25 protein-coding genes and 1 pseudogene are annotated in these 23,710 nt (G+C 53.9%); 23 read left to right on the top strand and 3 right to left on the bottom strand.

The genetic code is table 11. The features are described 5' to 3' along the window. Positions 1-3: 3 nt before the first annotated feature. The 3 genes and pseudogenes from KZO25_RS13855 to KZO25_RS13845 all read left to right on the top strand — a co-directional run bounded on the left by KZO25_RS13855 (position 4) and on the right by KZO25_RS13845 (position 1,213). A complete protein-coding gene (locus tag KZO25_RS13855; RefSeq protein ID WP_262489021.1) occupies positions 4-294 on the top strand; it encodes a YciI family protein in 291 nt (96 codons plus the stop codon). Between the two features lie 43 nt (positions 295-337). After that, a pseudogene (locus KZO25_RS13850) lies at positions 338-544 on the top strand (DNA-3-methyladenine glycosylase I); the annotation flags it as partial. A gap of 297 nt (positions 545-841) precedes the next feature. Continuing rightward, positions 842-1,213 (top strand): hypothetical protein, encoded by a 372-nt coding sequence (locus tag KZO25_RS13845; RefSeq protein WP_262489020.1) that lies wholly within the window; start codon positions 842-844, stop codon positions 1,211-1,213. Between the two features lie 408 nt (positions 1,214-1,621). Here the strand turns inward: KZO25_RS13845 and KZO25_RS13840 are convergent, their stop codons facing one another. Then, on the bottom strand, positions 1,622-1,897 hold the full coding sequence (locus KZO25_RS13840; protein ID WP_316935705.1) for a hypothetical protein: 276 nt from the start codon (positions 1,895-1,897) through the stop codon (positions 1,622-1,624). Positions 1,898-1,933: 36 nt separating this feature from the next. Continuing rightward, positions 1,934-2,851 carry a LysR family transcriptional regulator gene (locus tag KZO25_RS13835; protein WP_223137414.1) on the bottom strand — a complete coding sequence of 306 codons (918 nt, stop codon included), beginning with the start codon at positions 2,849-2,851 and terminating at the stop codon, positions 1,934-1,936. A 136-nt stretch (positions 2,852-2,987) separates the two neighbouring features. Here KZO25_RS13835 and gstA point away from each other — a divergent pair, with 136 nt between their 5' ends. Genes gstA through KZO25_RS13815 form a run of 4 tightly spaced genes read left to right on the top strand, consistent with a single transcriptional unit; the run spans position 2,988 to position 5,235 of the window. After that, positions 2,988-3,599, top strand: coding sequence for a glutathione transferase GstA (gene gstA, locus KZO25_RS13830; RefSeq protein WP_223137413.1), 612 nt, complete (start codon positions 2,988-2,990; stop codon positions 3,597-3,599). Beyond that, a complete protein-coding gene (locus tag KZO25_RS13825) occupies positions 3,596-3,970 on the top strand; it encodes a nuclear transport factor 2 family protein (RefSeq protein WP_223137412.1) in 375 nt (124 codons plus the stop codon). Before gstA ends, KZO25_RS13825 begins: the two co-directional genes overlap by 4 nt. 16 nt (positions 3,971-3,986) lie before the next feature. Further along, positions 3,987-4,205: a tautomerase family protein gene (locus KZO25_RS13820; RefSeq protein ID WP_223137411.1), complete on the top strand. Its 219-nt coding sequence runs from the start codon at positions 3,987-3,989 to the stop codon at positions 4,203-4,205. 25 nt (positions 4,206-4,230) lie between these two features. Continuing rightward, positions 4,231-5,235, top strand: a complete 1,005-nt coding sequence (locus KZO25_RS13815; RefSeq protein WP_223137410.1) for an NAD(P)H-dependent flavin oxidoreductase — start codon at positions 4,231-4,233, stop codon at positions 5,233-5,235. A gap of 98 nt (positions 5,236-5,333) precedes the next feature. Here the strand turns inward: KZO25_RS13815 and fabF are convergent, their stop codons facing one another. Continuing rightward, entirely contained in the window at positions 5,334-6,599 is a 1,266-nt protein-coding gene (gene fabF / locus KZO25_RS13810; protein WP_223137409.1) for a beta-ketoacyl-ACP synthase II, read from the bottom strand. Between the two features lie 87 nt (positions 6,600-6,686). Here fabF and KZO25_RS13805 point away from each other — a divergent pair, with 87 nt between their 5' ends. The 16 genes from KZO25_RS13805 to KZO25_RS13725 all read left to right on the top strand — a co-directional run bounded on the left by KZO25_RS13805 (position 6,687) and on the right by KZO25_RS13725 (position 23,675). Next, a complete protein-coding gene (locus KZO25_RS13805) occupies positions 6,687-7,349 on the top strand; it encodes a TetR/AcrR family transcriptional regulator (RefSeq protein ID WP_223137408.1) in 663 nt (220 codons plus the stop codon). A 205-nt stretch (positions 7,350-7,554) separates the two neighbouring features. Continuing rightward, positions 7,555-9,756 carry a catalase/peroxidase HPI gene (gene katG / locus KZO25_RS13800; RefSeq protein ID WP_223137407.1) on the top strand — a complete coding sequence of 734 codons (2,202 nt, stop codon included), beginning with the start codon at positions 7,555-7,557 and terminating at the stop codon, positions 9,754-9,756. A 372-nt stretch (positions 9,757-10,128) separates the two neighbouring features. Continuing rightward, a complete protein-coding gene (locus tag KZO25_RS20040; protein WP_262489019.1) occupies positions 10,129-10,743 on the top strand; it encodes a cold shock and DUF1294 domain-containing protein in 615 nt (204 codons plus the stop codon). 249 nt (positions 10,744-10,992) lie between these two features. Beyond that, a complete protein-coding gene (fosF, locus tag KZO25_RS13785) occupies positions 10,993-11,391 on the top strand; it encodes a fosfomycin resistance glutathione transferase FosF (protein ID WP_223137406.1) in 399 nt (132 codons plus the stop codon). Positions 11,392-11,552: 161 nt separating this feature from the next. Next, positions 11,553-12,245, top strand: coding sequence for a hypothetical protein (locus KZO25_RS13780; protein ID WP_223137405.1), 693 nt, complete (start codon positions 11,553-11,555; stop codon positions 12,243-12,245). 73 nt (positions 12,246-12,318) lie between these two features. Beyond that, positions 12,319-12,960, top strand: coding sequence for a Shedu anti-phage system protein SduA domain-containing protein (locus KZO25_RS13775; protein ID WP_223137404.1), 642 nt, complete (start codon positions 12,319-12,321; stop codon positions 12,958-12,960). 113 nt (positions 12,961-13,073) lie between these two features. Further along, the gene (locus KZO25_RS13770) at positions 13,074-13,526 is read left to right on the top strand and encodes a hypothetical protein (RefSeq protein ID WP_223137403.1); all 453 of its coding nucleotides are present in this window, start codon (positions 13,074-13,076) and stop codon (positions 13,524-13,526) included. After that, positions 13,508-14,545: a serine/threonine protein kinase gene (locus KZO25_RS13765; RefSeq protein ID WP_223137402.1), complete on the top strand. Its 1,038-nt coding sequence runs from the start codon at positions 13,508-13,510 to the stop codon at positions 14,543-14,545. The genes KZO25_RS13770 and KZO25_RS13765 overlap by 19 nt, the downstream gene beginning before the upstream one ends. 121 nt (positions 14,546-14,666) lie before the next feature. After that, a complete protein-coding gene (locus KZO25_RS13760) occupies positions 14,667-15,671 on the top strand; it encodes a hypothetical protein (protein ID WP_223137401.1) in 1,005 nt (334 codons plus the stop codon). 97 nt (positions 15,672-15,768) lie between these two features. Further along, positions 15,769-16,539 (top strand): hypothetical protein, encoded by a 771-nt coding sequence (locus KZO25_RS13755; protein WP_223137400.1) that lies wholly within the window; start codon positions 15,769-15,771, stop codon positions 16,537-16,539. 85 nt (positions 16,540-16,624) lie between these two features. Then, positions 16,625-18,115, top strand: coding sequence for an SIR2 family protein (locus KZO25_RS13750; RefSeq protein ID WP_223137399.1), 1,491 nt, complete (start codon positions 16,625-16,627; stop codon positions 18,113-18,115). Between the two features lie 246 nt (positions 18,116-18,361). After that, positions 18,362-19,111 (top strand): hypothetical protein, encoded by a 750-nt coding sequence (locus KZO25_RS13745; protein ID WP_223137398.1) that lies wholly within the window; start codon positions 18,362-18,364, stop codon positions 19,109-19,111. Between the two features lie 193 nt (positions 19,112-19,304). Next, positions 19,305-20,528, top strand: a complete 1,224-nt coding sequence (locus tag KZO25_RS13740) for an ABC-three component system protein (RefSeq protein WP_223137397.1) — start codon at positions 19,305-19,307, stop codon at positions 20,526-20,528. Continuing rightward, positions 20,525-21,013: a three component ABC system middle component gene (locus KZO25_RS13735; protein WP_223137396.1), complete on the top strand. Its 489-nt coding sequence runs from the start codon at positions 20,525-20,527 to the stop codon at positions 21,011-21,013. Before KZO25_RS13740 ends, KZO25_RS13735 begins: the two co-directional genes overlap by 4 nt. Then, complete coding sequence (locus KZO25_RS13730) at positions 21,010-22,956, top strand: DUF3732 domain-containing protein (protein WP_223137395.1); 1,947 nt, start codon at positions 21,010-21,012, stop codon at positions 22,954-22,956. Before KZO25_RS13735 ends, KZO25_RS13730 begins: the two co-directional genes overlap by 4 nt. 92 nt (positions 22,957-23,048) lie before the next feature. Beyond that, positions 23,049-23,675: a hypothetical protein gene (locus KZO25_RS13725; RefSeq protein WP_223137394.1), complete on the top strand. Its 627-nt coding sequence runs from the start codon at positions 23,049-23,051 to the stop codon at positions 23,673-23,675. Positions 23,676-23,710 lie beyond the last annotated feature (35 nt).

Here is a 23,710-nt window from a genome sequence, read left to right as displayed (position 1 = left end):
TCAATGATGCACTTGGTATTTCTACGCTTTTCGGACAACAAGAGTGAGGCAGGCCGTTTCATGGAGGGCCACAAGCAATGGCTCGAGCGCGGCTTCGATGAGGGTGTTTTTCTCATTTCGGGTAGCATCCAGCCGAAGCAGGGCGGTGCCATCCTGGCGCATAACGTCTCCCTGGATGAGTTGCAGCAGCGTGTCAATGAGGATCCGTTCGTGGCAGAAGATATCGTGAGTGCGGAAATCATCGAAGTGGCCCCAAACAAGACGGATGAGCGGCTAGCGTTTTTGCTCTCCTAGCATCCGGACCTGTTTTTACTCAGGACGACAAAATGACAAATCTGTCGAGCCACAGAGTGCATCGACATCGGCGGAGTCGATCGCCCTGTCAAAGGCACTCAAGAAGCAAGGCTGGAAGTTCGTTGGCCCCACGACGGTATATGCCTTCATGCAGGCCATGGGGCTGATCAATGACCACGCGATCGGCTGTATCGTCCGTGACGAGGTCGAACGTGCCCGTTTGACCTTCGAACGGCCTGTCGCCGCGTAGATACTTGTACCGGGCCAGCAGAGCGCCCCTGGCCTTACGCTTGGCTAGGGCACCGCATTCACATCACCGAAACCAAAACCGAAACCGTTGCACAGCACGTGCTGCGCGCGATGCTCACGTGCCGAGCCCGAGACGATATGAATCAATAACGAGCGAGATAGTACTTTACCATCAGGCGGATAAAGGGATAAACCATGCCCATGGTGCAGTGATTTAATATTTATTTTTGTGTTGCCTTGTGTAGGATTCTGTATGTAGGGGTGGTGATTTTGTCAAAAAAATTTAGGGGCTGTCAGCATGGCTATTTTCCTGAAGAGGGTGTTAGAAGCACTACTCGTTTTCCTTCTGTTTCTCCCATCCTTGGCTTATTCGGCGACGCTCTTAACACCGAATTATAGGGTGGAGATTGAACATAAATGTGAAGAAGGTGTTGTTGCTTGTGATGATGTGACTTATTTTGGGACTTCCAACACCTCGGGGAATAGCTTGAAGATAAAAGGTAGCACTTGGCATGCCGCTTGCGCAGACGGCGTGAGTCCCTGCAGATTTCTTGGTTATGTGTTTGAGAATGAAGGAGTTGTATATAGGGTTTATGAGTCGGGAATGTTAACAGTTACAAAAGAGAGTGGTGAGATTTTAGTTGAAGAGCAGGGGGAGTGGGAGTATTGAGTCTAAGAAGAATAGGGGGTGAGAAATGTATATCGGACTGGCTTTGTTGGTTGTAGGTTGCTGGCTGTTGAGAAAAAGCTGTCTTGATACTAAGGGGTGACAGATTTATGAGTTTGAAAACACAACGGATGGAGGTATTGTTAAATTTGATAGCTATGAGGATTCTTTAAAGCATGAGAGGAAGAAATTTTTCAATTATAATTTTCGCGGTTGGGTTGCTATTTGCCGGCTTGGGTCTTTTGATTATAATTTGACGCTCTCATGCATGTGCAGGAGGCGTCCTGCTGGGCTCGAGCAGCCTTTCAGCAGCTTTGCTGTTACAACAAAGGCTGCAGACCCTCAAGTCACAGGCAGTCAACTTGAAGAATGAGACCGATGCTTAACAAAGCCCAGCCAGGACCATGACCCCTACACCTTGCTCACGATCAGCGCCGCATTCACCCCGCCAAACCCGAAGCCGTTGCACAGCACGTGCTGGGTGCGATGCTCGCGTGCCGAGCCCGTGACGATGTCCAGGTCGTGCAGCTCCTCGTCGCGGTTCTCCAGGTTCAGCGTCGGGGGCAGGCGGTCGTGCATGACCGAGAGGGCAGAGAAGATGCTCTCCACGCCGCCGGCGGCGCCTAGCAGATGGCCGACTTGGTGGCGGAGATCGCGATGCTGCCCATCAGGGCCATGGCTGGACAAGCTTTAACAGTAGGGCAGTTGTCTCTCGTAGCCGCGTTAGCGCTCAGTTTGCGATGCTGGTTGAGGTACATCCATATCGAGCGGAGTTTGCAAGGCACCCCATATCGTATTCGCGACGACTCCGGTGGAGCGGGAGCGCTGACGTATTAGGTGCAGCTGGGAGCAACGTACAGGGAAGCCTGCCAGATCCAGCGGTACCAAGTCTCCAGATAAGATTTCCCCCCTCACGAGATGCTCCGGCAAGCCACCCCATCCCATTCCGGCGAGAATAACCTCCTTTTTAGCGGCCATATCCGAGACCGTCCAGCGCAATCCGTCCGGCAGAACATCACGACTCTGCTCAAATGCGCCATCGCCTGTCCCGGCCAGGATGACCTGGACAAAGGTTCGCATCTGCGCATTACTGATCTGTCCCGGTATGCGGGCAGGACCATAGTCTGGCCGGGCCACCGGCACGATAGTCACCGTTGTGTAGGAGAGCGCTTCGACCGAATCGGCAGACAGGCCGTCCATGGTCGAAATCACTATATCAGCCTCTCCGTTCATCAATCGCTCCGCTGCTCCACCCATAGCTTCAGTGCTCAGCCGAATGTGGGTCGCGGGGAAGCATTGTCCTATCCTGCTCACCACTGCCAAAAGCGGCGCCAGTGGGCAAGTGGCGGTGACAGCCAGGACGACCTTTGGCTCCTGGTGTGCGGCCAACTGTTCTGCAAGATGGCCGAGTTCCTGCACCTGCTCCAGCACCAAATTTGCTTGCCGGTAGAAGACTTCCCCCGCCGGGGTAAGCGTCGGCCGATAGCCTTCGCGAGACAATAACGTTACCCCGATCTCTTCCTCGAGCGTCTTCAGCATCTGGCTCAGCGCCGGTTGAGATTTGTGCAGTATCGCGGCGGCACCACGGAAGGTACCCGCCGTCACGATCGCCTGCAGCACTCGCAGCTGTTCCAGTTTCATGGTGAATGTGCTCCTTCCTTCCACATGATCTGATTTTGTTATCATTTCTATCATAACTCAATATTATTTTTTTAAGTCTCGATTTCATACTCTTGCTGTGTTCGGGCCTAATGCCCTCACACCAGGAGTCGAAAACATGAAATTGTTCTACAAGGCAGGTGCTTGCTCTCTGGCGTCGCACATCGCCCTGCGGGAAGTAGGCGCAGAGTTCCAGCTGGAGGCAGTGGACACCCAGCGGAAAATGACGGAAACCGGTACAGACTACCGATCGATAAACCCGAAGGGTTATGTACCCGCGCTGGTAATCGGCTCCGACGTGCTTACCGAAGGGGCCGCGATTCTGCAGTTCATTGCAGACACCCATCCCCTGAGCAATCTTGCCCCAGACGTCGGCACCATCCCGCGGGCCCGGCTTCAGGAGCATCTTAATTACGTCGCGTCGGAACTTCACAAGGCCTTCGGTCCCTTCTTCCGTGACGATACAACAGAAAAGCAGAAAGAGTACGCAGCCCATGCCGTTGCGACGAAGTTTGATTATATCGAAACCCTGCTCTCTGACGATCGCTCTTACTTATTGGGAGATGGCTTTACGGTGGCGGACGCCTATCTTTTCGTTGTCGCCAACTGGGCAAACTTTGTTGGGATCGATCTGAAATCCTGGCCGTATCTGGCATCTTTCGTCGAGCGCGTAGCGGCTCGTCCTGCCGTGCAGGACGCAATGGTCGCTGAAGGGTTGACGGAGCAATGACCCAACCATCCACCCATATAGCAATCATGCGCTTGCTTGATACCTATCTGGACGGGCTCCATTACGCCGACAGCGGAATACTGCAGGAGGTGTTTCACTCAGATGCCCGGTATATCAATACGGTAGCCGGCGACTACTGCAACCTTTCGGTACCGGAATATTTCCAGTTACTAGAAGAACGGGTTGCGCCCGCCGACAGTGGTCAAGAACGACAGGGTAGGATCGTGGCCATTGAAGTAGGGGGACCATGCATGGCCTTCGCAAAGGTCGAAGTGGCTATGCTGGGTCGAGTCTATAACGACTTTCTGACCTTGCTTTTCGACAATGGAAAATGGTCCATCATCACAAAGGTGTTTCACTACAACACGTAACCATGGGGGTTATGGAATGCCATATGTCAATATCAAGGTGACACGCGAGGGAGGCCCAGACGGAACCGGCCCTTCCGATGACCATAAGGCACAACTTATCGCGGGTGTTACCGACTTGCTGGCCCGAGTGCTGAACAAAAACCCTGAAACCACGGTGGTCGTCATTGATGAAGTCGATCTGCCCAACTGGGGGATCGGCGGCCTTGCGGTTCCTGAGTTTCGGGATAAGACGTAGCATCACTAAGTGGAGGTAGCCGAACGTGAGTCTCAAAACGCAAATAACCGACTTGCTGGGGATTGAGCACCCTATCCTGCTTGCGCCTATGGCTGGCGTCAGCGGTTCACAATTAACGTCTGCCGTCAGTGCAGCGGGTGGTTTGGGCCTGCTCGGCGGCGGTTATTGTCATCGTGATTGGATACGTCAGGAACTCGATGCGCTTCAGGGGACCTTTTTCGGTGTCGGTCTGATCACCTGGGCACTGGATAAGGACCCGGAAGTTCTCGAAATGGTGCTTGCCTACGAGCCTGAGGCGGTATTCCTGTCTTTTGGCGATATCGGGCCTTACGTGCAACGGATCCAGGGGGCGGGAGCACGCGTCATTGCACAGGTGCAAACGCTCGCTGGAGCGCAGGAAGCGGCTGCGCATGGAGCGGACATCATCGTGGCGCAGGGTACCGAAGCGGGTGGTCACGGTGGGGCTCGTGCCACCTTGCCGCTGGTGGCTGCAGTAGTTGATGCCGTGTCGGATCGTCCGGTGCTAGCTGCGGGAGGTATTGCGGATGGGCGCGGCCTTGCCGCCGCTCTTATGCTAGGTGCCCAGGGTGTGGTTTGCGGCACTGCATTCTGCGCCAGCGACGAGGGGTTAAACCACACTAGAGCGAAGTCGGCGATGATTCAGGCTACTGGTGATGACACCCTACGCAGCACAGTATTCGATCTTGCACGCGGAGTCGATTGGCCCGGGGGCTGGAAGCTGCGTTCGCTGGCCAATGACTTCACAGCACGCTGGCACAACGACCTGGATACGTTCCGTCGTCACTTGGCGGCTGAACAGGTCCGCTACAGCCAGGCTCGAGAGGCGGGGAATTTTCAGGAGGCTGCGGTGATCGTCGGCGAAGCAGTCGATCTGGTGCGAGCCACGGCACCGGCTAGAAAAATCGTCAGTGCCATGGTCCGCGAGGCCCAAGGCTGCCTGAAAACGGCACCCAAGTTCTTGGAAATTTCGGACCAGCCTTTGACCGGACCGGAACGCTATCGAATGTAACCGACGGGGGTGGTCATAGTCTCAAGGCCCCGGCCCAGTCTCTGCTGGCTCGGGGCTTCGCTGCTGGTACGACCCTTTCTGCGTGAGTGAACCCGCCCCTACACCTTGCTCACGATCAGCGCCGCATTCACCCCGCCAAACCCGAAGCCGTTGCACAGCACGTGCTGGGTGCGATGCTCGCGTGCCGAGCCCGTGACGATGTCCAGGTCGTGCAGCTCCTCGTCGCGGTTCTCCAGGTTCAGCGTTGGGGGCAGGCGGCCGTGCATGACAGACAGGGCGGAGAAGATGCTCTCCACGCCGCCGGCGGCGCCTAGCAGGTGGCCGGTGGCCGATTTGGTCGCGGTGATCGGGATGCAGGCGAGGGCGTCGCCGAAGGCGTTGCGCAGCGACGCGATCTCGGCCCGGTCGCCGACCGGTGTCGAGGTGGCGTGGGCATTGATATGGTCGATCGCCTCGGGTGAAAGCCCCGCCATCTTCAGTGCTGAGCGGATGGCCGCCGCGGCACCGGCGCCGTCCTCCGGGCCGGCGGAAATATGGTAGGCGTCGGCGCTGGTGCCATAGCCGCTGAGGATGGCCAGCGGTGTCGCGCCGCGTGCCTCCGCGTGGGCCAGGGTTTCGATCACTAGCAGCCCCGCGCCTTCCCCCATCACGAAGCCGTTGCGTGCCTGATCGAAGGGCCGCGATGCCCTGGCGGGATCGTCCTGCTCGGTGGAGAGCGCCTTCATGGCATGGAAGCTGGCAAGCGACAGCGGGTCGATACAGGCCTCGGCACCGCCCACCAGGGCCACGTCGGCTTCGCCGCTGCGGATCATGCGCATGCCGTCGCCGATGGCCTGCACGCCGGCTGCGCAGGCCGTCACCGGGCAGCCAAGCGGCCCGCGGAAGCCATAGCGAATCGACACATTGCCCGCCGCAAGATTGGCGAGGAAGGCCGGCACGGTAAACGGAGAGAGCCGGCGGTGGCCCCGCGTCGACAGGGTGTTCTGCGCTTGGGTGATGGTGGGGAAGCCGCCGATGCCGGAGCCAACGATGGTGGCCGTGGCCAGTTGGTCCGCCTCGCTCGAAGGGAACCAGTTGGCCTGGGTCAACGCCTCTTGGGCGGCGGCCATGGCGTAGAGGCTGAACAGCTCCATCTTGCGACGCTCCTTGGCGTCGGCCACGTGGTCTGGATCGAAGCCGGCTTCCGGGTCGTCGGCGATGTCGGGCACCGAGCCTGCGACCTTGATCGGCAGTTCTCCGGTATCGAAACGATTGATCGGAGAGATGCCGGAGCGGCCGGCAAGAAGGCGCTCCCAACCTGCCTTGACGCCGGAACCAAGCGGGCTGATCATGCCCATGCCGGTGATGACGAGCGGTGATTGCATGGTAATTTCCTGAACAGCTGGGGTTGTGCCACGCTAACACTGGGCTTGATATGATCAAGGTAATATTCAGCGGAGTGAGAGGTTGCCATGCCTTACTCGACGAACCACAAGGCCAAATCGCGGGAGCGCATCCTTAAATCCGCTATCGAGCTGTTCAGCCGCAAAGGCTTCGAGAAGGTCTCCATCGGCCAGATCATGAAGCTGGCCAAGATGACCCACGGCGCCTTCTACGCACACTTCGCCTCGAAGGAAGCGCTCTACCACGCCTCGGTGCGGGAAACCCTGGAGGGCAGCCGCGCGGCCAGGCTGGTCAAGGGGCCGCTCTCGGTAAAGCACCTGACAGACCTGGTCGCCAACTGCTGGAACCTCCAGGAGCTGGAGCGCAAGCACAAGCCGGGGCCCGAGTCGGTGCTCTTCAACGAGATCGGCAACGAGAACGCCGAGGTCCGCACGCTGTTCGAAGCCTCCTACCTGAGCATGAGGAAGATGCTGGAGACCCGGCTTATTGCCTTGAGCCGCCTGAAGAAACTGCCCTTCGAGCCCGACCGCGAGGTCATCGCCGATAAATCCCGCGCCATTCTCGCCTCCCTGGTGGGCGCCGTGGCCATCGCCAAGAGCCTGCCCGGCGAGCAGGAGCGCCAGCACATCCTCAACGCCGCCCAGCGCAACATCCTGCAGATGCTCGGCGTCAACGAGAGCGAGCTGGAAGACATGCTGGATGCCACAGGGCAGGAGCAAAGCCCGGCCTGAGCGGCTCTCATAGCCTGCCCCTATCAAAGCGAAAGCCTCCCCACAGCTTGACGGCTGCGGTCCTTAATCCTTCACTGATATGTGACGGCTTATGGGAATCTGACTGCTTCCGGGATAGGGTCGGAAGCTGTTTACAAAGAATGAGGCGATACGGCGATATCGGCTCACACGTCCTGTAAGCCACCATTCAGTCGAGGAGAAGACCGTGTCTGAACAAAAGTCTACACGCCGGGAGTGGGGGGCACGCACCACGCCCAGTCTGCAGGGCAATGAACACTGGTGGCCCGACCAGCTCAACCTCAATGTATTGCACCAGAAGCACCCCGACGCCAGCCCATTCGGAGCCGACTTCAGTTATGCCGAGGCGTTCTCCAAGCTCGACGTCGACGAACTGTGCGCCGACCTCGATGCGCTGATGACCGACTCGCAGGAGTGGTGGCCCGCCGACTGGGGTCACTACGGGCCGTTCTTCATCCGCATGTCGTGGCACGCGGCCGGCACCTATCGTGCGGTTGACGGCCGCGGTGGCGGCGGCACCGGTGCTCAGCGCTTCGCACCGCTCAACAGCTGGCCCGACAACGGCAACCTGGACAAGGCACGCCGGCTGCTGTGGCCGATCAAGCAGAAGTACGGCGAGAAGATCTCCTGGGCCGACCTGCTGGTCCTCGCCGGCAACCGGGCGCTGGAGACGATGGGCTTTCGCACCTTCGGTTTCGGCTTTGGCCGCTCCGACATCTGGGCGCCCGAGGACGACATCTACTGGGGCCCCGAGACCGAGTGGCTCTCGACCAACGACGAGCGCTACACCGGCACCTGGGAAGACGGCAGCCGCTCCCTGGACAACCCGCTCGCCGCGGTACAGATGGGGCTGATCTACGTTAACCCGGAAGGCCCTAACGGCGTTCCCGACGCGATGAAGTCTGCCCAGGACGTACGCGAGACCTTCGCCCGCATGGGCATGAACGACCGCGAGACCGTCGCGCTGACCGTGGGCGGCCACACCTTCGGCAAGATGCACGGCAACGGCTCGCCCGACGCCGTCGGCGACGCGCCAGAGGCGGCGAAGATCCACCAGCAGGGGATCGGCTGGGCCAACAAGAACGAGACCGGCCTGGGTGAGTACACGGTCACCTCCGGGCTCGAAGGCGCCTGGACGCCGACGCCGACCAAGTGGGACAACTCCTACCTCAACACCATCTTCGCCCACCAGTGGGAGGTCAAGAAGTCGCCCGCGGGTGCCAATCAGTGGGAGCCGGTGGAGGTGAAGGAGGGGTTCTGGGTGCCCGATGCCCACGTCGAAGGCAAGAAGAACCCGCCGGTGATGAACACCGCCGACATGGCGATGATCACCGATCCCGCCTACCTCGAGATCGCCAAGGAGTACCACCAGAACCCGGACGTGCTCGCCGACGAGTTCGCCCGTGCCTGGTACAAGCTGCTGCATCGCGACATGGGCCCGCAGGCCCGCTACCTCGGCCCGCACGTACCCAACGAAGACCTCGTCTGGCAGGACCCGGTGCCCAAGCATGAGGGGCCGCTGGTCAACGAGCAGCAGATCGCCACGCTCAAGCAGCAGATCGCCGACTCCGGCCTGACCGCCAAGCAGCTGGTGGGTACCGCCTGGGCCGCGGCCTGCACCTACCGCCAGACCGACCACCGCGGCGGCGTCAACGGCGCGCGGATTCGTCTCCAGCCGCAGATTGGTTGGGACGTCAACGTGCGCGCCGGCGTGCCCGAGGTGCTCGAGCGGCTTGAGCAGATCAAGGACGCCTCCGGCACTAACATCTCGCTGGCGGACATGATCGTTCTGGGCGGTAACGTGGGTGTCGAGATGGCGGCGAAGGCGGCCGGGCACCACATCACCGTACCTTTCTCCCCGGGCCGCACCGACGCGAGCCAGGAGATGACCGAGATCGATGCGCATGCCTACCTAGAGCCGAGGCACGATGCCTTCCGCAACTACATGCAGCCCCAGGCGACCTCCATCCCGGCCGAGCACCTGATGATCGACCGTGCCTTCATGCTGAACCTCAGCGTACCGCAGATGACGGCGCTGCTCGGCGGCATGCGGGCCATTGGCGTCAACGTCGGTGACAACAGCAACGATGGCATCTTCACCGATCGCCCCGGTCAGCTGACGAACGACTTCTTCGTCAACCTCGTCGACATGGGCACCGTCTGGGAGCCCCTCGACGAGGAAGAGGAACGCTTCGAAGGCCGCAACCGCAAGACGGGCGAGAAGAAGTGGACCGCCACCCGCGTCGACCTCGTCTACGGCTCCAACTCCCAGCTACGCGCCATTGCCGAGGAGTACGCCGCCAACGGCGGCGAGGAGCGCATGATCGACCGCTTCGTGAAAGGGTGGGTCAAGGTCATGGAGAACGACCGCTTCGACCTGCACCGCTGAATGACAGGTCCGCGGCAGTAATGCGGACCTGTCTTCCACACTGACCCCGAAGGTTGGGTATCCAGCCTTCGGGGTATTTATTTCAACCTCATGCTTTCGTTGGCATTGCCCTCAGCGTAACGGTTGTTTACGGTAAGTAAAAAGTCGCAGTAGACGGCTTAGTGACCAAGCATACGCAGGGACTGCCGCACTAATGATGATGCGAATTATCATCAATTCTGCCAGCAGGGGCGGTAGCGTGCCCTCTCTCCCAGTTATCCCCGCCTGACAAACACCAATCTTACCGACAATCTCCAGCCAACTATTGAATTAAAAATCGATTCGGCCGCGCATGGTATTCTGACAAGCTCCTGATTAACCAGAGATAACCAGATGCGGCATGACGGCAAGCTCACGCAGTGGAACGACGAAAAGGGCTTCGGGTTTATCACGCCGACCGCAGGCGGCGCTCGCGTATTTGTCCACATCAGCGCTTTTCCCCGCAGTGGGCGTCGGCCGCAAGTGAACGAGCCGATCACCTACCACCTGACCCGTGACAGCCAGAACAGGCCGAGGGCGCAGAAGGTGGGCTACCTGAAAGCGGCACGTCATGCATCCCCACGTTCCAGAGGGCTGATGATGGCATGCGCCATTGCCGCAGCGTTCTTCGCGTTCCTGGCAGTCCTGAGCGCTCTGGGTCACGTGCCATGGCAGCTCCTCGCGGCATACGCCCTGCTGAGCGTTATCACCTTCGCCATGTACGGCATCGACAAAGCCGCAGCAGGGAAGGGCAGAAGGCGCACACCTGAAGCCACACTGCTCTTCGCAGGTTTGATCGGCGGCTGGCCCGGCGCGCTGATAGCGCAGCGGCTATTTCGGCATAAAACCAGGAAGCAGCCTTTTCAGGCCATTTTTTGGGGTGGGGTAGTGGTGAATTGTGGGGTGGTTGGGTGGCTTGTTTATACAGGAGAGACTGCAAGCGTTTGGGCGGGTTTAGGGCGCGGTTAACTGACGTGGTTTGTAGCACTTGGTTGCCTCCCTGCCTATTAGTTTGTGTGCATACAGTATATTGGTTCCGGCAAAAAGAGCACGCGCGCGAATTCTGCATAGGTGATCGAGCTAAACTTTGAAGTAAGAAAAATCAATAAATTATAGATAGAATGGCGCGCTAGATAACATTGTTGAACGTGCTAGCACGTTCATCCGATATCTGGACGCGCAGTCCAATCACTGTTACGTTTTCTCAAGGTTCTCTGCATGATTACCGGCATCAATCACATCACCTTTTCGGTTCGGGACCTGCGGACATCTATTGAGTTCTACCGTGATCTTCTGGGAATGGAGCTGCACGTTTTCTGGGACACAGGTGCTTATCTTACTGCAGGCAATACGTGGTTATGTTTGAGTTTGGGGCAACCCGAACCCGCCAAGGACTACACACATGTCGCTTTCAGTGTCCGCGAAGGGGAGTTCCTGGAGTTGCGAGCTAAACTAAAGCAGGCCCGCGTTGAAGAGTGGAAACAGAATACCAGTGAGGGTGACTCCATCTATTTACTCGACCCAAATGGGCATCGCCTTGAACTACATTGTGGAACACTGGCCACTCGCTTGGCTGAGCTGAAGAGCTCGCCCTATAAGGGACTGGTGTGGATCTGAAACGTAACAAACGGCTGTTGTCGCCCCTTCGGGGCTGGGACGGCCTTTTCGCCGCTGCGCGGCTACAAGTCCGCCCCAAAGCCGGACGTTATATGGAGGGATCTTAGATTCCGATCATTATCTCAGATTCAAGCACTTGGCCTACCGAGGCGATCAATTTTTTGGAGGCCAATCACAGCGACTTTTTTGGCTTTGAATGTGCATGCTGTAGCCCCTTAAATGCAGGGCGCTATGATGCTTTGGTTGCTGAATTCCGTAATATCCTGCGAAACCACTCTTTGGTTGGGTATCATTGCACTAGGTTGACTGAGCAGGAAATTCGAAAAATACGATCCGAGGGGATGGCTCTCCAAAATGCTGCCTCGCTCTCAGAACGAATCGATCGGCTGGTTGAGGCGCAATTGGTTGACGAAGAAACTGCGCTGATTCTCAAAACCGAAAATCAGGCTAATGAGCCTTTCCGGAAGGAGATGATTTGGTTTTGTTTTTTTGAGCCAAAAATGGCTGGAGAAGACGGTATAGGGAGACTATTTCGCTCCTGGGGTGGAGAAGCACTATACAACTCGCATGAAAGACACCCCGCTGTAGGTCCAATGCTGCAGACTATCGGCGCTCCATGCATAATCAAGGCAAACGTGCCTATTTCATCGTTGGTGGATAGCAAAATCCCTGACGGTGCCATTACCAGAGCATTTTTGTGGAAGCTCGGACATAGGCCCAAAATTCCAATAGAACATGAAGGGTACAGCACCACTCGAATCCCAGCTGAGAATGTGATTGATATAATTGAACACCCGACCGAAGAATTTCTCGAGCTTACGGGTTGCGAGGACTGGACGAGGTATCTCATATAACAATTCGCGTCACGCGGACGCACTAAAGTGCGCCGGTGCGCTCAGGCGTTAGCTCTCAACTGGACATTGTGCTGTGACTGAATATATTCATCCAAATGATTTTAAGAACTGGCTTGACGAACAGTCGGGAGAGCGTGGGGCGTTGGAATTCTTTTCGAATAGGCCTCAAACTCTATACTGGACATTCTGCAGAGTGGGCGGGCATTGCCGTTTTCTTTTCAAGGAGTTTCCCCTTGGAAGCCAGTATAAAGCCGATTTCGTTATCCTGAATTCATACTCTGGTGTTTGGGAGGTGATGTTCATTGAAATGGAACCAGTTGACGACAATGTCTTTACTCAGCAAGGGGTCCCGTCCAAACGTTTGGCAGGTGCAGTTAAGCAAGTTGATGATTGGGCTGAATATTTCGATATGCACAAGAGCCATGTCAGGTCAGAATTAGTGCGGTGGGCAAAGAGCAAAGATATTCTTGGTTACTCCTCGCCTGATGTCATTAGCAATATGTCTGGGGACTACTTGGCAGATCCTGAAAGCTACCTGAAAGAGAGTTTTCATATCGTAGTTGGTAGGCGTGACGATATTAGTCGTGCATCCCACAAACGAAAAGCGACTTATACAGCGAAGCATGGAATTGAAATAGTTACTTATGATCGAATTAAAGACTTGGTCGATTTAAGGTACCAGGATCCTGAGCCGTGGCTTCGTGAAAAGAGCTAACAAATCCATTAAATTCGCTCCCATCGGTCGCCGGACCTCGTTTCACTCGGCCGTTTATGGCGGGCGTTAGCACCTCATCCAACTTCAGAGCCGTTTAGCAATAAGGAATAATTATGACAGTACTTGGTATTAATTTGGTAAAGGATGGTCTCCGATACTGTGTTCTCGATGGAAGCAAAGATACTCCTGTATTGGTTCACTTTGAGAAAGTTCAAACAAATAATTTTCCAAACACACAACAACTTATGAACTGGTATGAGACCACTTTTCAGAATTTAATAACTCGGTTCTCGCCAGAGACAATCGGGATAAAGGTCTCATTAAATGCGAAGAAAGCCGAAATCACCCCGTGGTATTATCCCCTAGGAGTTCTTCACAACTTGTCTCATCAAAATCAGATTAATACCTTTGAATTTGTTGCAGGGAACTTCACGTCATCAAAATTCGGAGTGGATAAGTCCATAAATATTTATGATTACATAGATCAGTATTTTGGTGTATTCCAGCCTAAGTGGGATAAAAATCAAAAGTACGCCCTGCTTGCGGCATGGATGAATTTGAAATGAGTTTAGGTCAAATTGGAAAATATGAACTAATAAAACATCTCGGAAATGGTGCATTTGGTGATGTGTATCTAGCTCACGATCATGCTCTAGATACACAGAAAGCAATGAAAATTCTAGATGCTCCTGATGCGAATGATGCGATAAAAAAACTTGAAGAAGCTCAGATTCTTCACAAATGCATGCATAAAAATATTGTCCACATAAACGAAGCAAATATTTATGATATCAATTCATCACCTCATGTGATTATTGACATGGAATATTTGCCTCAAGGAAGTTTTGAAGATGCCATAAAAAACAATTCGGTATCTATACACACAACTTTGAGACTAATTGTTGATTGTCTGTTTGCACTAGAACATGCACATATTAATGGAATACTTCATCGTGACGTAAAGCCAGCAAATATTATGCTGTGTGATTTTGGTGCTAAGTTATCTGATTTTGGATTGGCCACGGTTCTTGGATTGCAGGCGGCAGGCTCGCCCCAAGGCTATATAACGCATCTTCCCCCTGAATATTTTGTAAACCGAAATACAACTGAGCTAACGGATGTGTTCGCAGTTGGTATAACTTTGTTTAGAGCATGTAATTATATAAGTGATTGGGATGGCGCAATTCGACACTTTCCAGATCCAATGTCGCTCATACACTCAGGACAGCTCGTAAATTCGCTGGGTTTTGCGCCCTTTATGCCATTGAAGCTAAAAAGGATTATCAATAAGGCTTGTGCATCTAATCCCGCTCAAAGGTATCATAGCGCAGCAGAGTTTAGGCAAGCTATAGGGCGGCTATCTCCAAAAATAGATTGGGTTCCAACAGGTCAAAGCTCGTTTGAAGGTGTTTGCACACGCACTAACGCCTCCTACTCTATTGCTCTCGCTCCAACAAGGTCATCCTTTAATGTCGAAGTCAAAAAGAACAATAGAAAGCAAAGTAGTGAATGCAAGTCATTTTCCAATTTTGATGATGCTAGCAAGTACCTATTTGGTTATGTTTCGTCATCTTTGTTTGAGTAGCAGAAAAGTGCTAACAAGCGGCTGCTGTCGGACTGGGAAAAGCTCCGGCTTCGCCTCCACTTTCCCCAGCCGCAGAGCCGGGCGTTAGATGAAAACCAAAGGTGGAGAGGGATAACCATTAATGAAGTTTGAAACGAAAGAAGCCGCAGTATTTTTTATTGATATACTGGGAATGAGCGCACTTACTGAAGGTAAAATAGATTTAAATGGAATTAATGAAAAATTTGATACTTCTATCTATGAAGTAGAAATAAATGGAAGCAAAGCTCTTTCAAGTCCTAATCAAATTATTGCAGCGTGGACTCTTAAACGATTTAGGGAGGTTCTCCGTAACGTTCATTTCAAATATGATGTGAAAATATCGCAGCTCTCAGATTGTGCTTTTGTTTGGTCTGAGAGTAGCCGTGAACTCCTATTAGCCTCTTCACGACTGATGTGGGAGTTAACAATTTCTGGCGTGTTATGCCGAGGTGGCTTAAGTTACGGCGAAGTCATAATACCAACAAATGACAAGGAATCTTTTGGTTCATTTATTCTTGGCGATGCCGTAACGCGCGCAGCAAAGCATGAAGCTCGGGGGAAAGGTTGTAGAGTGTTTAGCGATGCAGATGCTATTCATCATTTTCACAAAGATTTTCCGGGTAAAGTTGATTCTCCTGTAGTTTCAACTCGAATATACAATGATATTTTTTCGCCAATAACAAACCCGCTCGATTTTAGCATAGTAGATGAATTTAAATGGTATCTTTTTCATGACCTACAAGGCATAACTACAGATAAAACTGAGATTGAACACAATAAGTTGGCGATGTACATGGCTGCGCTTGTTTCTACTATCAGGCACTCTCCTTATTACGCATGGAATTCATTGAATAAACATGGTCTTGTCCAGCTTGCCGGCAGCATAGAGGCAATCTCAAAAAGCATAGCGATTCACACTGGTCATGACGAAGCAAAGCTTTCTGCAGAATATTCAATGGTTGGGCTAGAAAAAGTGAATAGAAGCCATGAAGTAGTGAAAAGGCACTTTTATCAATACAATGTAAATGCCCTTACAAAAGGCACCCTCGAAGATATCAAGGAGCGATTAGAACGCGAAGTTGTAAAAGTGCTTGAGTTTAACTAATCATCTAACAAGGCGCTGCTACGGAAAATTTACTCGCTGGCGCTCCTAAATTTCCGCAGAGCGCGGCGTTCAGCAATACAGGAGTCAGTCTTTAGCGATGAAAACGGCTATGCACCCTCATGAGGCCAAAAGGGTTACCGTTGAAGGGTATATCAACGAGTTTGGAAAGAAACTTGATGGGAAGGGAAATGAAAGAATCAGACCATCAGCTAAATGCCCTGCATGTGGGGGCGATATGCATACGAAGGGCGAAGCTAATCCAGTTGTAGACGGAATTTTTAGTCATCAACCTAATCGTGATCAATTCTGTCCGTTAAAAGAATCTGCGGAAAAGCCTTATGTGATACTTCCGCCAGTAGAAGAAGATCCAGTTAGATCCCAGTCTCTTAGAGCATCCTTTTTGAAGAACTGGAAGCTACATTATGCTCTAATTAAAAAGTACGTAAAAGTTATCGACATTTTTGATTTTATAAGGCTTATAGAGTTTGCTGACCGCAAAAAAATATGGAGCTATCGCCATATCGAAGAAAACCAAATTCCATATATTTTTTTAGTATTAAAGGAGTTTCCGCCAGTTAGAAATAAAAAGCGATACCTTCGCAGAGATTGGTTAAGGTTTTGGTTTGACTCAAGGGTTAGAGACCTCGAGGATTTGTGGATAAAAACTGATGGTCAGTGGATCCTCTTGAAAGCAACTTACGCAAACCCGAGAAACGGGAATGTTCCCAGCCATAAGCAGCTAAAAGATACCGAGTTGCTAGATATTGATCTTGAGTTTTTAAATGGTGCTGAGCCAAATCTACACGAATTTGTTATAGAAAAAATGCATGAAAGATTTGGTGAAGATATTGACCAAAGTTCTGCTTAACAAACGCATGTTGTCGGACTGGTTTTCCGCTGCGCTCCAAACCAGCCGCAAATGCGGGCGTTAGAGGCCCAATGGGAAGCTTCATATGAGAATTTCTGAAATAGAAAAGCGATTGGCTGACTATGGTTCTGGCGGCTATTACCTTCTTGAATCCTTCCTCCTTCAATTGTTGAAGCTTGAAGCGGACAGTCAAAACAGGCCTCTGCAACTAGAAGATCGGCGCTCTCATTCTCGGTATGACGCATTTGCACCAAATGGTATTGCCGATGTGCCCGGCCCACTTGCAATTGAGATTGTTCAGGTACTATCACCCAAAAGACTGGATTCTGAAATCCACCGTCACGAATCTCTACGAAGCAATGATGATGAAAAACTTCTCATCGTCTCCTTCCGAGAAATGGCAAAGAGCTCGAAGTATGTCCAGCATTTGAAGGCTCGGTCAGACGGGCGTGTATTCTTTTGGGGGGCAGAGGAGGTGCAGGCTCTCCTTAATAAACACAGTGAGACCGCCGCCGCCCTGTCCAAGAATATGTTCTCGATTCGGTTTCAAAGAGCTATTTCCAAAAGCCCCGAAAATTGGAAGGAAAAACGCACAGATGTGTTAGCGGAAGTCTGTGAGCATTATCGTTCAGGAAGGTTTTCAATGCTTCTCGGCGCAGGAGTGTCAAGCAGCGCAGGGCTGCCGGACTGGGACACGCTGCTCAATTCGCTATTCGTTTCCATGTTGACTGAAGGTGGAATCGCTGAGAAGAAGATTGATAACGAGCAGATTTCGAGCATCGTGAAGCGCTTAAGGCAGGTGGATGGCCCATCTGCGCTCATGCTTGCCCGATATTTACGCCGAGGATTGTCCGCAGGATCTGGCTCTGAACAAATCGAGTTCATTCGATCGGTTACCGAGCAGCTTTATGGACTTAGGGACCAAAGATTTTCGTTGAGTTCACCGCTGATTAAGTCGATCGCATCTCTATGCACGCCTAGCAGGACGGGCGCTAAGATAAAGTCGGTCCTTACATACAATTTCGACGATCTGATAGAACGAGAGTTGGAGAACCGTCAGCTAGCATTTAGAAGCATTTTTGAAGAGATAGACTTGGCTGGCCCGGAGGAACTCCCTGTCTATCATGTGCATGGTTTTCTTCCGCAAGATCGAGATAAGTATCCCAATATCGAAAAGGCCACGCTTGTTTTTTCTGAAGAGGGTTACCACCAAATCTACGGTGAAGCTTATCACTGGTCTAATCTCATACAGCTCAACAGCCTGAAGGAGAATGCTTGTCTAATGGTTGGTCTGTCACTCACAGATCCCAACCTTCGAAGGCTCCTAGAAATCTCGTCTAAGTCTATAGACAAGCCAAAGCACTTTGCATTTTTAAAGCGGGTCGACTACGAGTCATTCTCCAAAGAAAAAGGGAAGCCTATCGTTCGAGCCCCGGTGTCTTTGGTTCGAACTTTCTTGGGTCGGCATCACAGCCTCAATGAAGAAGTGATGAAAGAACTCGGCGTGAATATCATCTGGTACGAAGACTATGAAGATATTCCGAAACTGCTTGCGGACATCGGCAAGGGCATCTAACAAGGCGCATCAGTACGTGGCCTATGGCCACCGGACGGCTTTCAGTCGCCGCTGTGCTAGGCGGTAAGCATAAACATAAAGCAGGTTAGCCATGTCCGTGCAGAAATTCGTTACGACCGAAAAGCTTGTTGAATACCTCGACCAAGAAGCCGGCAGCTTACTCTTGTCGAAGGGAATCTACGATATTGGTAATTATGGTTGGAAGTCAGAAGATACCGAAGACCCTGAGTATATTGGTCATGCCTTGTGGCAGATAAGCCACCTGTGGAAACCGAGTGGGACTATTTGTTTGGTAATGACCCGGTGAGACACCGGCCTACAGAAAAAGAAAAACTCCTTATCGTTTCAGGAAGTGACTTCGAAGGCTTGATGCGCGCATCACGATTATCGATTGGTCTATGTCTTTTGCACGAGACTATTGCGATACAAAAGCCATTGGATGATAATCACTATTTTTGGCTTCATCATACAGACTCGATTCTACAGCTTAATATGGCTTCAGATCGGATAAGGGAGTATTTTGTAGTCGCATTCTTCGATGAAACGTCAGATTCATATAAGCACAAAGGTCGAAAGAATGGTTGGTATGCAACGCCATTTATCGAGGCGCGAGATCGTTGCCAACAAGAACAGGTCAAGAAAAACATTGTTAGTGCTGTGACGCCGCTACCAGATATGGCCGAAAAAATATACTCGTTCCGTGAATCCCGAAATGGAATAGTTCACGACATATCAACAAAGCTAGGGAAAATACACAAGGAACTAGTCGAGAGTCAGCAGCAGGCATTCGATTATAAGGCGATGCCAGATGCGGGGAAAGATAAACCCGACTATGATCTGATTCGTCAAAAGCAGAACGATGTAAATCGAAAACATCAGGAAGAGCTCTCTAGCTCTTCTCAGTTAATCGTTGATTGGTATAAGGCGCTCGTTAAATTTAGCAGCCATGTATTCGAAGTTGAGCATTGGCTCAGAAGCCGTAATGCAAATGCCTAACAATGCCGTAAACTCGGATGCATTTTTCGTTCGCAACGCTGACTGCAAATGTGCCGGTTACGACTGACGTTATGCCACGGAAGGCGCGTGGATGACCCCGCATGGGTCGGAGTTATAGCGGATGGTGTCCCCGGAATATGAGCTGAGTAACCGTAAAACATCTGGTAACAGCGAGTAGGTAACGATTCGACCGATGACAGCCCCAACGACCGACAAATACTCAGCAGGCGAACAGGGTCTGGGATATATCTACCAGGCGCGTCTCGCCCTGCTGCATCTGTTGCAGCTACCAGAGGACACCGCCGTCCTCCTCGAAAAGGACGACGATCTCGACTTCGTCGACAGCGGAGGCAACAAAACCCTTGCCTCGCTCAAGCACAAGGCGGTCGGCGACAGGCTGACCGACCTGTCGGCCGACTTCTGGAAGTCCGTCAATATCTGGCTGGCGCGGTACAAACGCGACGGCCGTACCGCTTCGAACCTGAGGTTCTTCCTGTTCACTACCGGCACGGTATCGGCCGCCTCGTTCCTCGCCAGACTTCTCCCTGACCAAGCCGCCGCTTTCGGCGATGCGCCTACGCTGACGGAGTTGGCCCGTACGACTCTCGACAAGTCAACGTCAAAGCTCATCGGCCCGATCGCCACGGCGTTCAACGAACTCAGCGATACCGAGAAGCAAGATTTTCTCGAACGTATCCTGATCCTCGACAACAGCCCACGCATCGGCGACATCCCAGCGACAATCCGGGACAAGCACATGCGCAGCATCCGCCGCGAGCACCGCGATTTCGTCTTCGAGCGGTTGGAAGGCTGGTGGACCGATGCCGTCATTAGGCAGCTGACCGGGGCCAGCACGGAAGGAATTTTCGGTTACGAAGTCTCGGACAAACTCTCCAACTTCGCCGAGGAATACAAGGCGGACAACCTCCCTATCACCTTCCGAGGAAAGGTACCCAACGACGAGATCGACACCGAGACCGATCCGCGCTTGTTCGTGGCGCAGCTGCGCGAGATTGGCCTTTCCTCAAGCCGGATCCGGAGTGCGATCCTGGACTATTACAGGGCGTTCCAGCAGCGATCGGCTTGGGCGCGTGAGAACCTGCTGGTATCAGGCGAGGTCGAGGAGTATGAAGACCGTCTCGCCGACGAGTGGAACCGCTACAAGGATGTCATCTTCGAAAAGCTGAAGGACGACAGTGCCGAGGACGCGCTTCGCGAAGCCGGTGCGACTCTCTACAACTGGGCAGAGTTCGACACCGGGAAGATTGAATCTCTGCGCATCCGGGCGCGGGTGACGGAGCCATTTGTCCTTCGCGGCAGCTTCCACATCCTGGCCGATGCTAGGCCCGAGCCGAGAGTCCACTGGCATCCTAGATTCTTCGACCGTCTCGGCAAGGTGCTGGGGGTGGCCTCATGAAGCGATGGGATCAGCGCCCATTCGAGATTCGCAACCTGTTCAATCCCGCGTTCTGCGGTCTGATCTTGTTCCGGGCCCTGTACGCCTACGAGGAAGAAGACGCGCGCGGCATGCCTTTCTCGCTGTCGCTGCTCGTGCTGCCCTTGTGTCTGCACAAGGACTCGCGTGAGGTGATCGCTAGCAGTCCGCGCAGCTACCTGCTCAAGACCACGGAGAAGAACCAGCAGGTCATGGTCGGTTTCGCGGACCGGGTCACCCAAATGCTGCCTTATGCCTTCGAGGGGTTCGGTCTGCTGATGGAAAGGGGATGCATCTCCATTGCCGACAACGGCCGCATTCAGACCGTGCCCAAGACGGTGCGCAAGGCCGTCAACGGAACCGACGAGACCGTCTCCTGCCAGAAAGTGGCGCGCATCGTCGGAAGGGAGTTTGCACGCATCGCCGACAGGGCAACCATTTACACGACTTTCGGGATTCGTCCATGAAGATCAGCTCCATCCACATCTACAGCCGGGACGGCCAACGTCGGGATCTCCGATTCAAGGTGGACGGGCTCAACGTCATCACCGGACGCTCCTCTACCGGCAAGTCCGCCCTCTCCGAGATCATCGAATACTGCATGGGACGTTCCTCGTTCAACGTCCCCGAAGGGGTCATCCGCGACAAGGTGGTATGGTTCGCCGTGATCTACCAGTTCGAGAACGAGCAGGTACTGGTCGCCAAGCCGACCCCGCCCAGCGGTGGCGCCAGCTGCAGCACAGCGATGCTGCGACGGGGCACGCAGTTGCAGGCGCCAGAGGCCAAGGAACTGGTGGCCAACACCGATGACAACAGTATCGTCGAGCTGCTGTCGCGCCTCCTCGGAATTCCTGAGAACCGCACCGATGTCGCGCTCCAACACAGTCGCGACAGCTACGACGCGAACGTAAAGCACACGTTCTACTACCTGTTCCAGAAGCAGGGACTGGTCGCCAACAAGGACCAGCTCTTCTACCGCCAGAACGAGCAGTTCCAGCCGCAGGCGATCCGCGACACGCTGCCGCTCCTGCTCGGTGTCTCCTCGCACGACCGCTATGAACTGGAATCTAAGCTGCGCACGGCGCAGCGGGATCTGAAGATCAACACTAAGCAGCTGGAACAGGCGCGTAACGTCGTCGACACGTCGCACGAGAAGGCCATCGGCCTTTACTCGGAAGCAAGAACCGTCGGCGTCATCGGCAACGTCAACGGCAATCCCAATGCCGACGGAATCATCGATGCATTGAGGGCGGCATTGTTATGGCAACCGGAAACCGTCCCCGACGACGACGGCAGCCGAATTTCGCAGCTAGAGGATGAATTGGGGCAGTTGCGACAGGAGCGCCGCGACGCCCAAGCCAGGATCGACGCAGCGCGGTTGTTCGCCAAGCGCGCAGGCGGCTACGAAAGCGAGGCAGCCGAACAGGTGGATCGCCTGACCTCGATCAAGGCATTGCCTAGAAACCCGGAGACCGGGGAGTGGCAATGGCCGTTCAGCGAGCGAAACCTGGCGCTGGAATCCCCCGTCGCCGCCGTCCTGCTCAAGGAGTTGGAATCGCTCGACAAGGAGCTGTGCATCGCGACTGGCCAGCGTCCCAAGCTCGATGCCTACTTGGCCGAATTGGCCGGCAAGATGGACGAGATCGCGCTCGCCATCAAGCAGAAGGATGCGGAGCTATCCGCGGCGATCGCGGCCAACGAGGTCATCGCCCAAATGGGCACCCGCAACAACGCGGCCGCGCGAGTGGTCGGCCGCATCAGCCTGTTCCTCGAAACGCTCCTCCCGAACGAGGATTTCGCCAGACTGGAAGCGGAAAATCGCCGCCTCAGCTCCAAGGTGAAGCACCTTGAGGAACAGATTGGCGTAGACGACAGCAACGAACGCCTGACCTCGATTCTCAATAACATCTCCGCACAAGTGTCGCGGTACATTCAAAAGTTCAATGCTGAATTCAGTCCCTATCCGGCGCGGCTCAACCTGCCACAGTTGACGATCATCTTCGATCGCCCTGAACGTCCGGTCCCGATGGGCCGGACCGGTGGCGGCGAGAACCATCTGGCTTACCACCTGTCGGCACTGCTCGCCCTGCACCTGTTCGCTGCCCAGAACAAACGCCCGATTCCGCGCTTCCTGCTGATCGACCAGCCGACCCAGGTCTATTTCCCGTCCGAGCAGGTCTACAGGGATGCCGACGGCTCAATCCAGAAGACCGAAGCTGACGCCGACCTCACTGCGGTGCGCCGACTATTCGAATTGTTGCTGAAGTTCACCCAAGTGGACGTCCCCGGTTTCCAGTTGATCGTCACCGAACACGCCAATCTTCGTGAGCAGTGGTTCCAAGACGCGTTGATTGAAGAGTCTTGGACAAAACCACCCGCGCTAGTTCCGGAGGACTGGCCAGACCAGTAAGCTATGTGCTGCGTCGAGCGGGGCGGCATAGCTAGAGCGTGGAGCGGACCGCGAAGACGCGGCTGCTCACGCTAGTCGTTAGGGAGTAAATCATGGCAGACGATTTTCGGGACTTGATAACGGGCAAGGTTCGACTCCCTCATGTTGAAGACAAGCTGTTTTCCGAGGCGGATGATTGGTGGATGAATGCGTGTCTGGACTGGTACCACGATGCTTCCGAGCTCTTCATAATTGGCTATAAAGAAGCGGCTGACTCACTGGTCGAGAGCGTTAGCAACCGAAATGGAACCGCCGACTCCCTAGTTTTTCCCATCGTCTTTCTCTACCGCCAATATTTGGAGTTAAGGCTTAAGTCGCTACTTGAGGATGGTCGCCGTCTTCTTGATAAACACCACGAGGCCGGAGCGGAGCACCGCCTGTCTAAGCTATGGCAACCGACTCGAGAAATCCTGCTGGAGGTATGGCCGGAGGGGAATCAGGAGCATTTGAGAATTGTGGGCAAGCTGATAGCTGAATTTGAAAATGCGGACCCGCGCTCAACTTCGTTCAGATATCCCAAAGACTTATCTGGGAACAAATCCATGAAACTTGAGATACCTCGCCTGAATCTCCGCAATCTATCAGAGGTTATCGGTGCTATGGCTATCATATTAGAAGGCGCATCTGCTGGCATCTCGGAATATCTCAGCATCCAGCAAAATATGGACCATGGATGGTAAGCTCCCTAACCAGGCCATGCACCGGATGGCGAACC

This window comes from Halomonas sp. ANAO-440, from assembly GCF_019915905.1.
Lineage (GTDB): Bacteria > Pseudomonadota > Gammaproteobacteria > Pseudomonadales > Halomonadaceae > Halomonas > Halomonas chromatireducens.
This window is presented reverse-complemented; position numbering and strand designations above follow the sequence as displayed.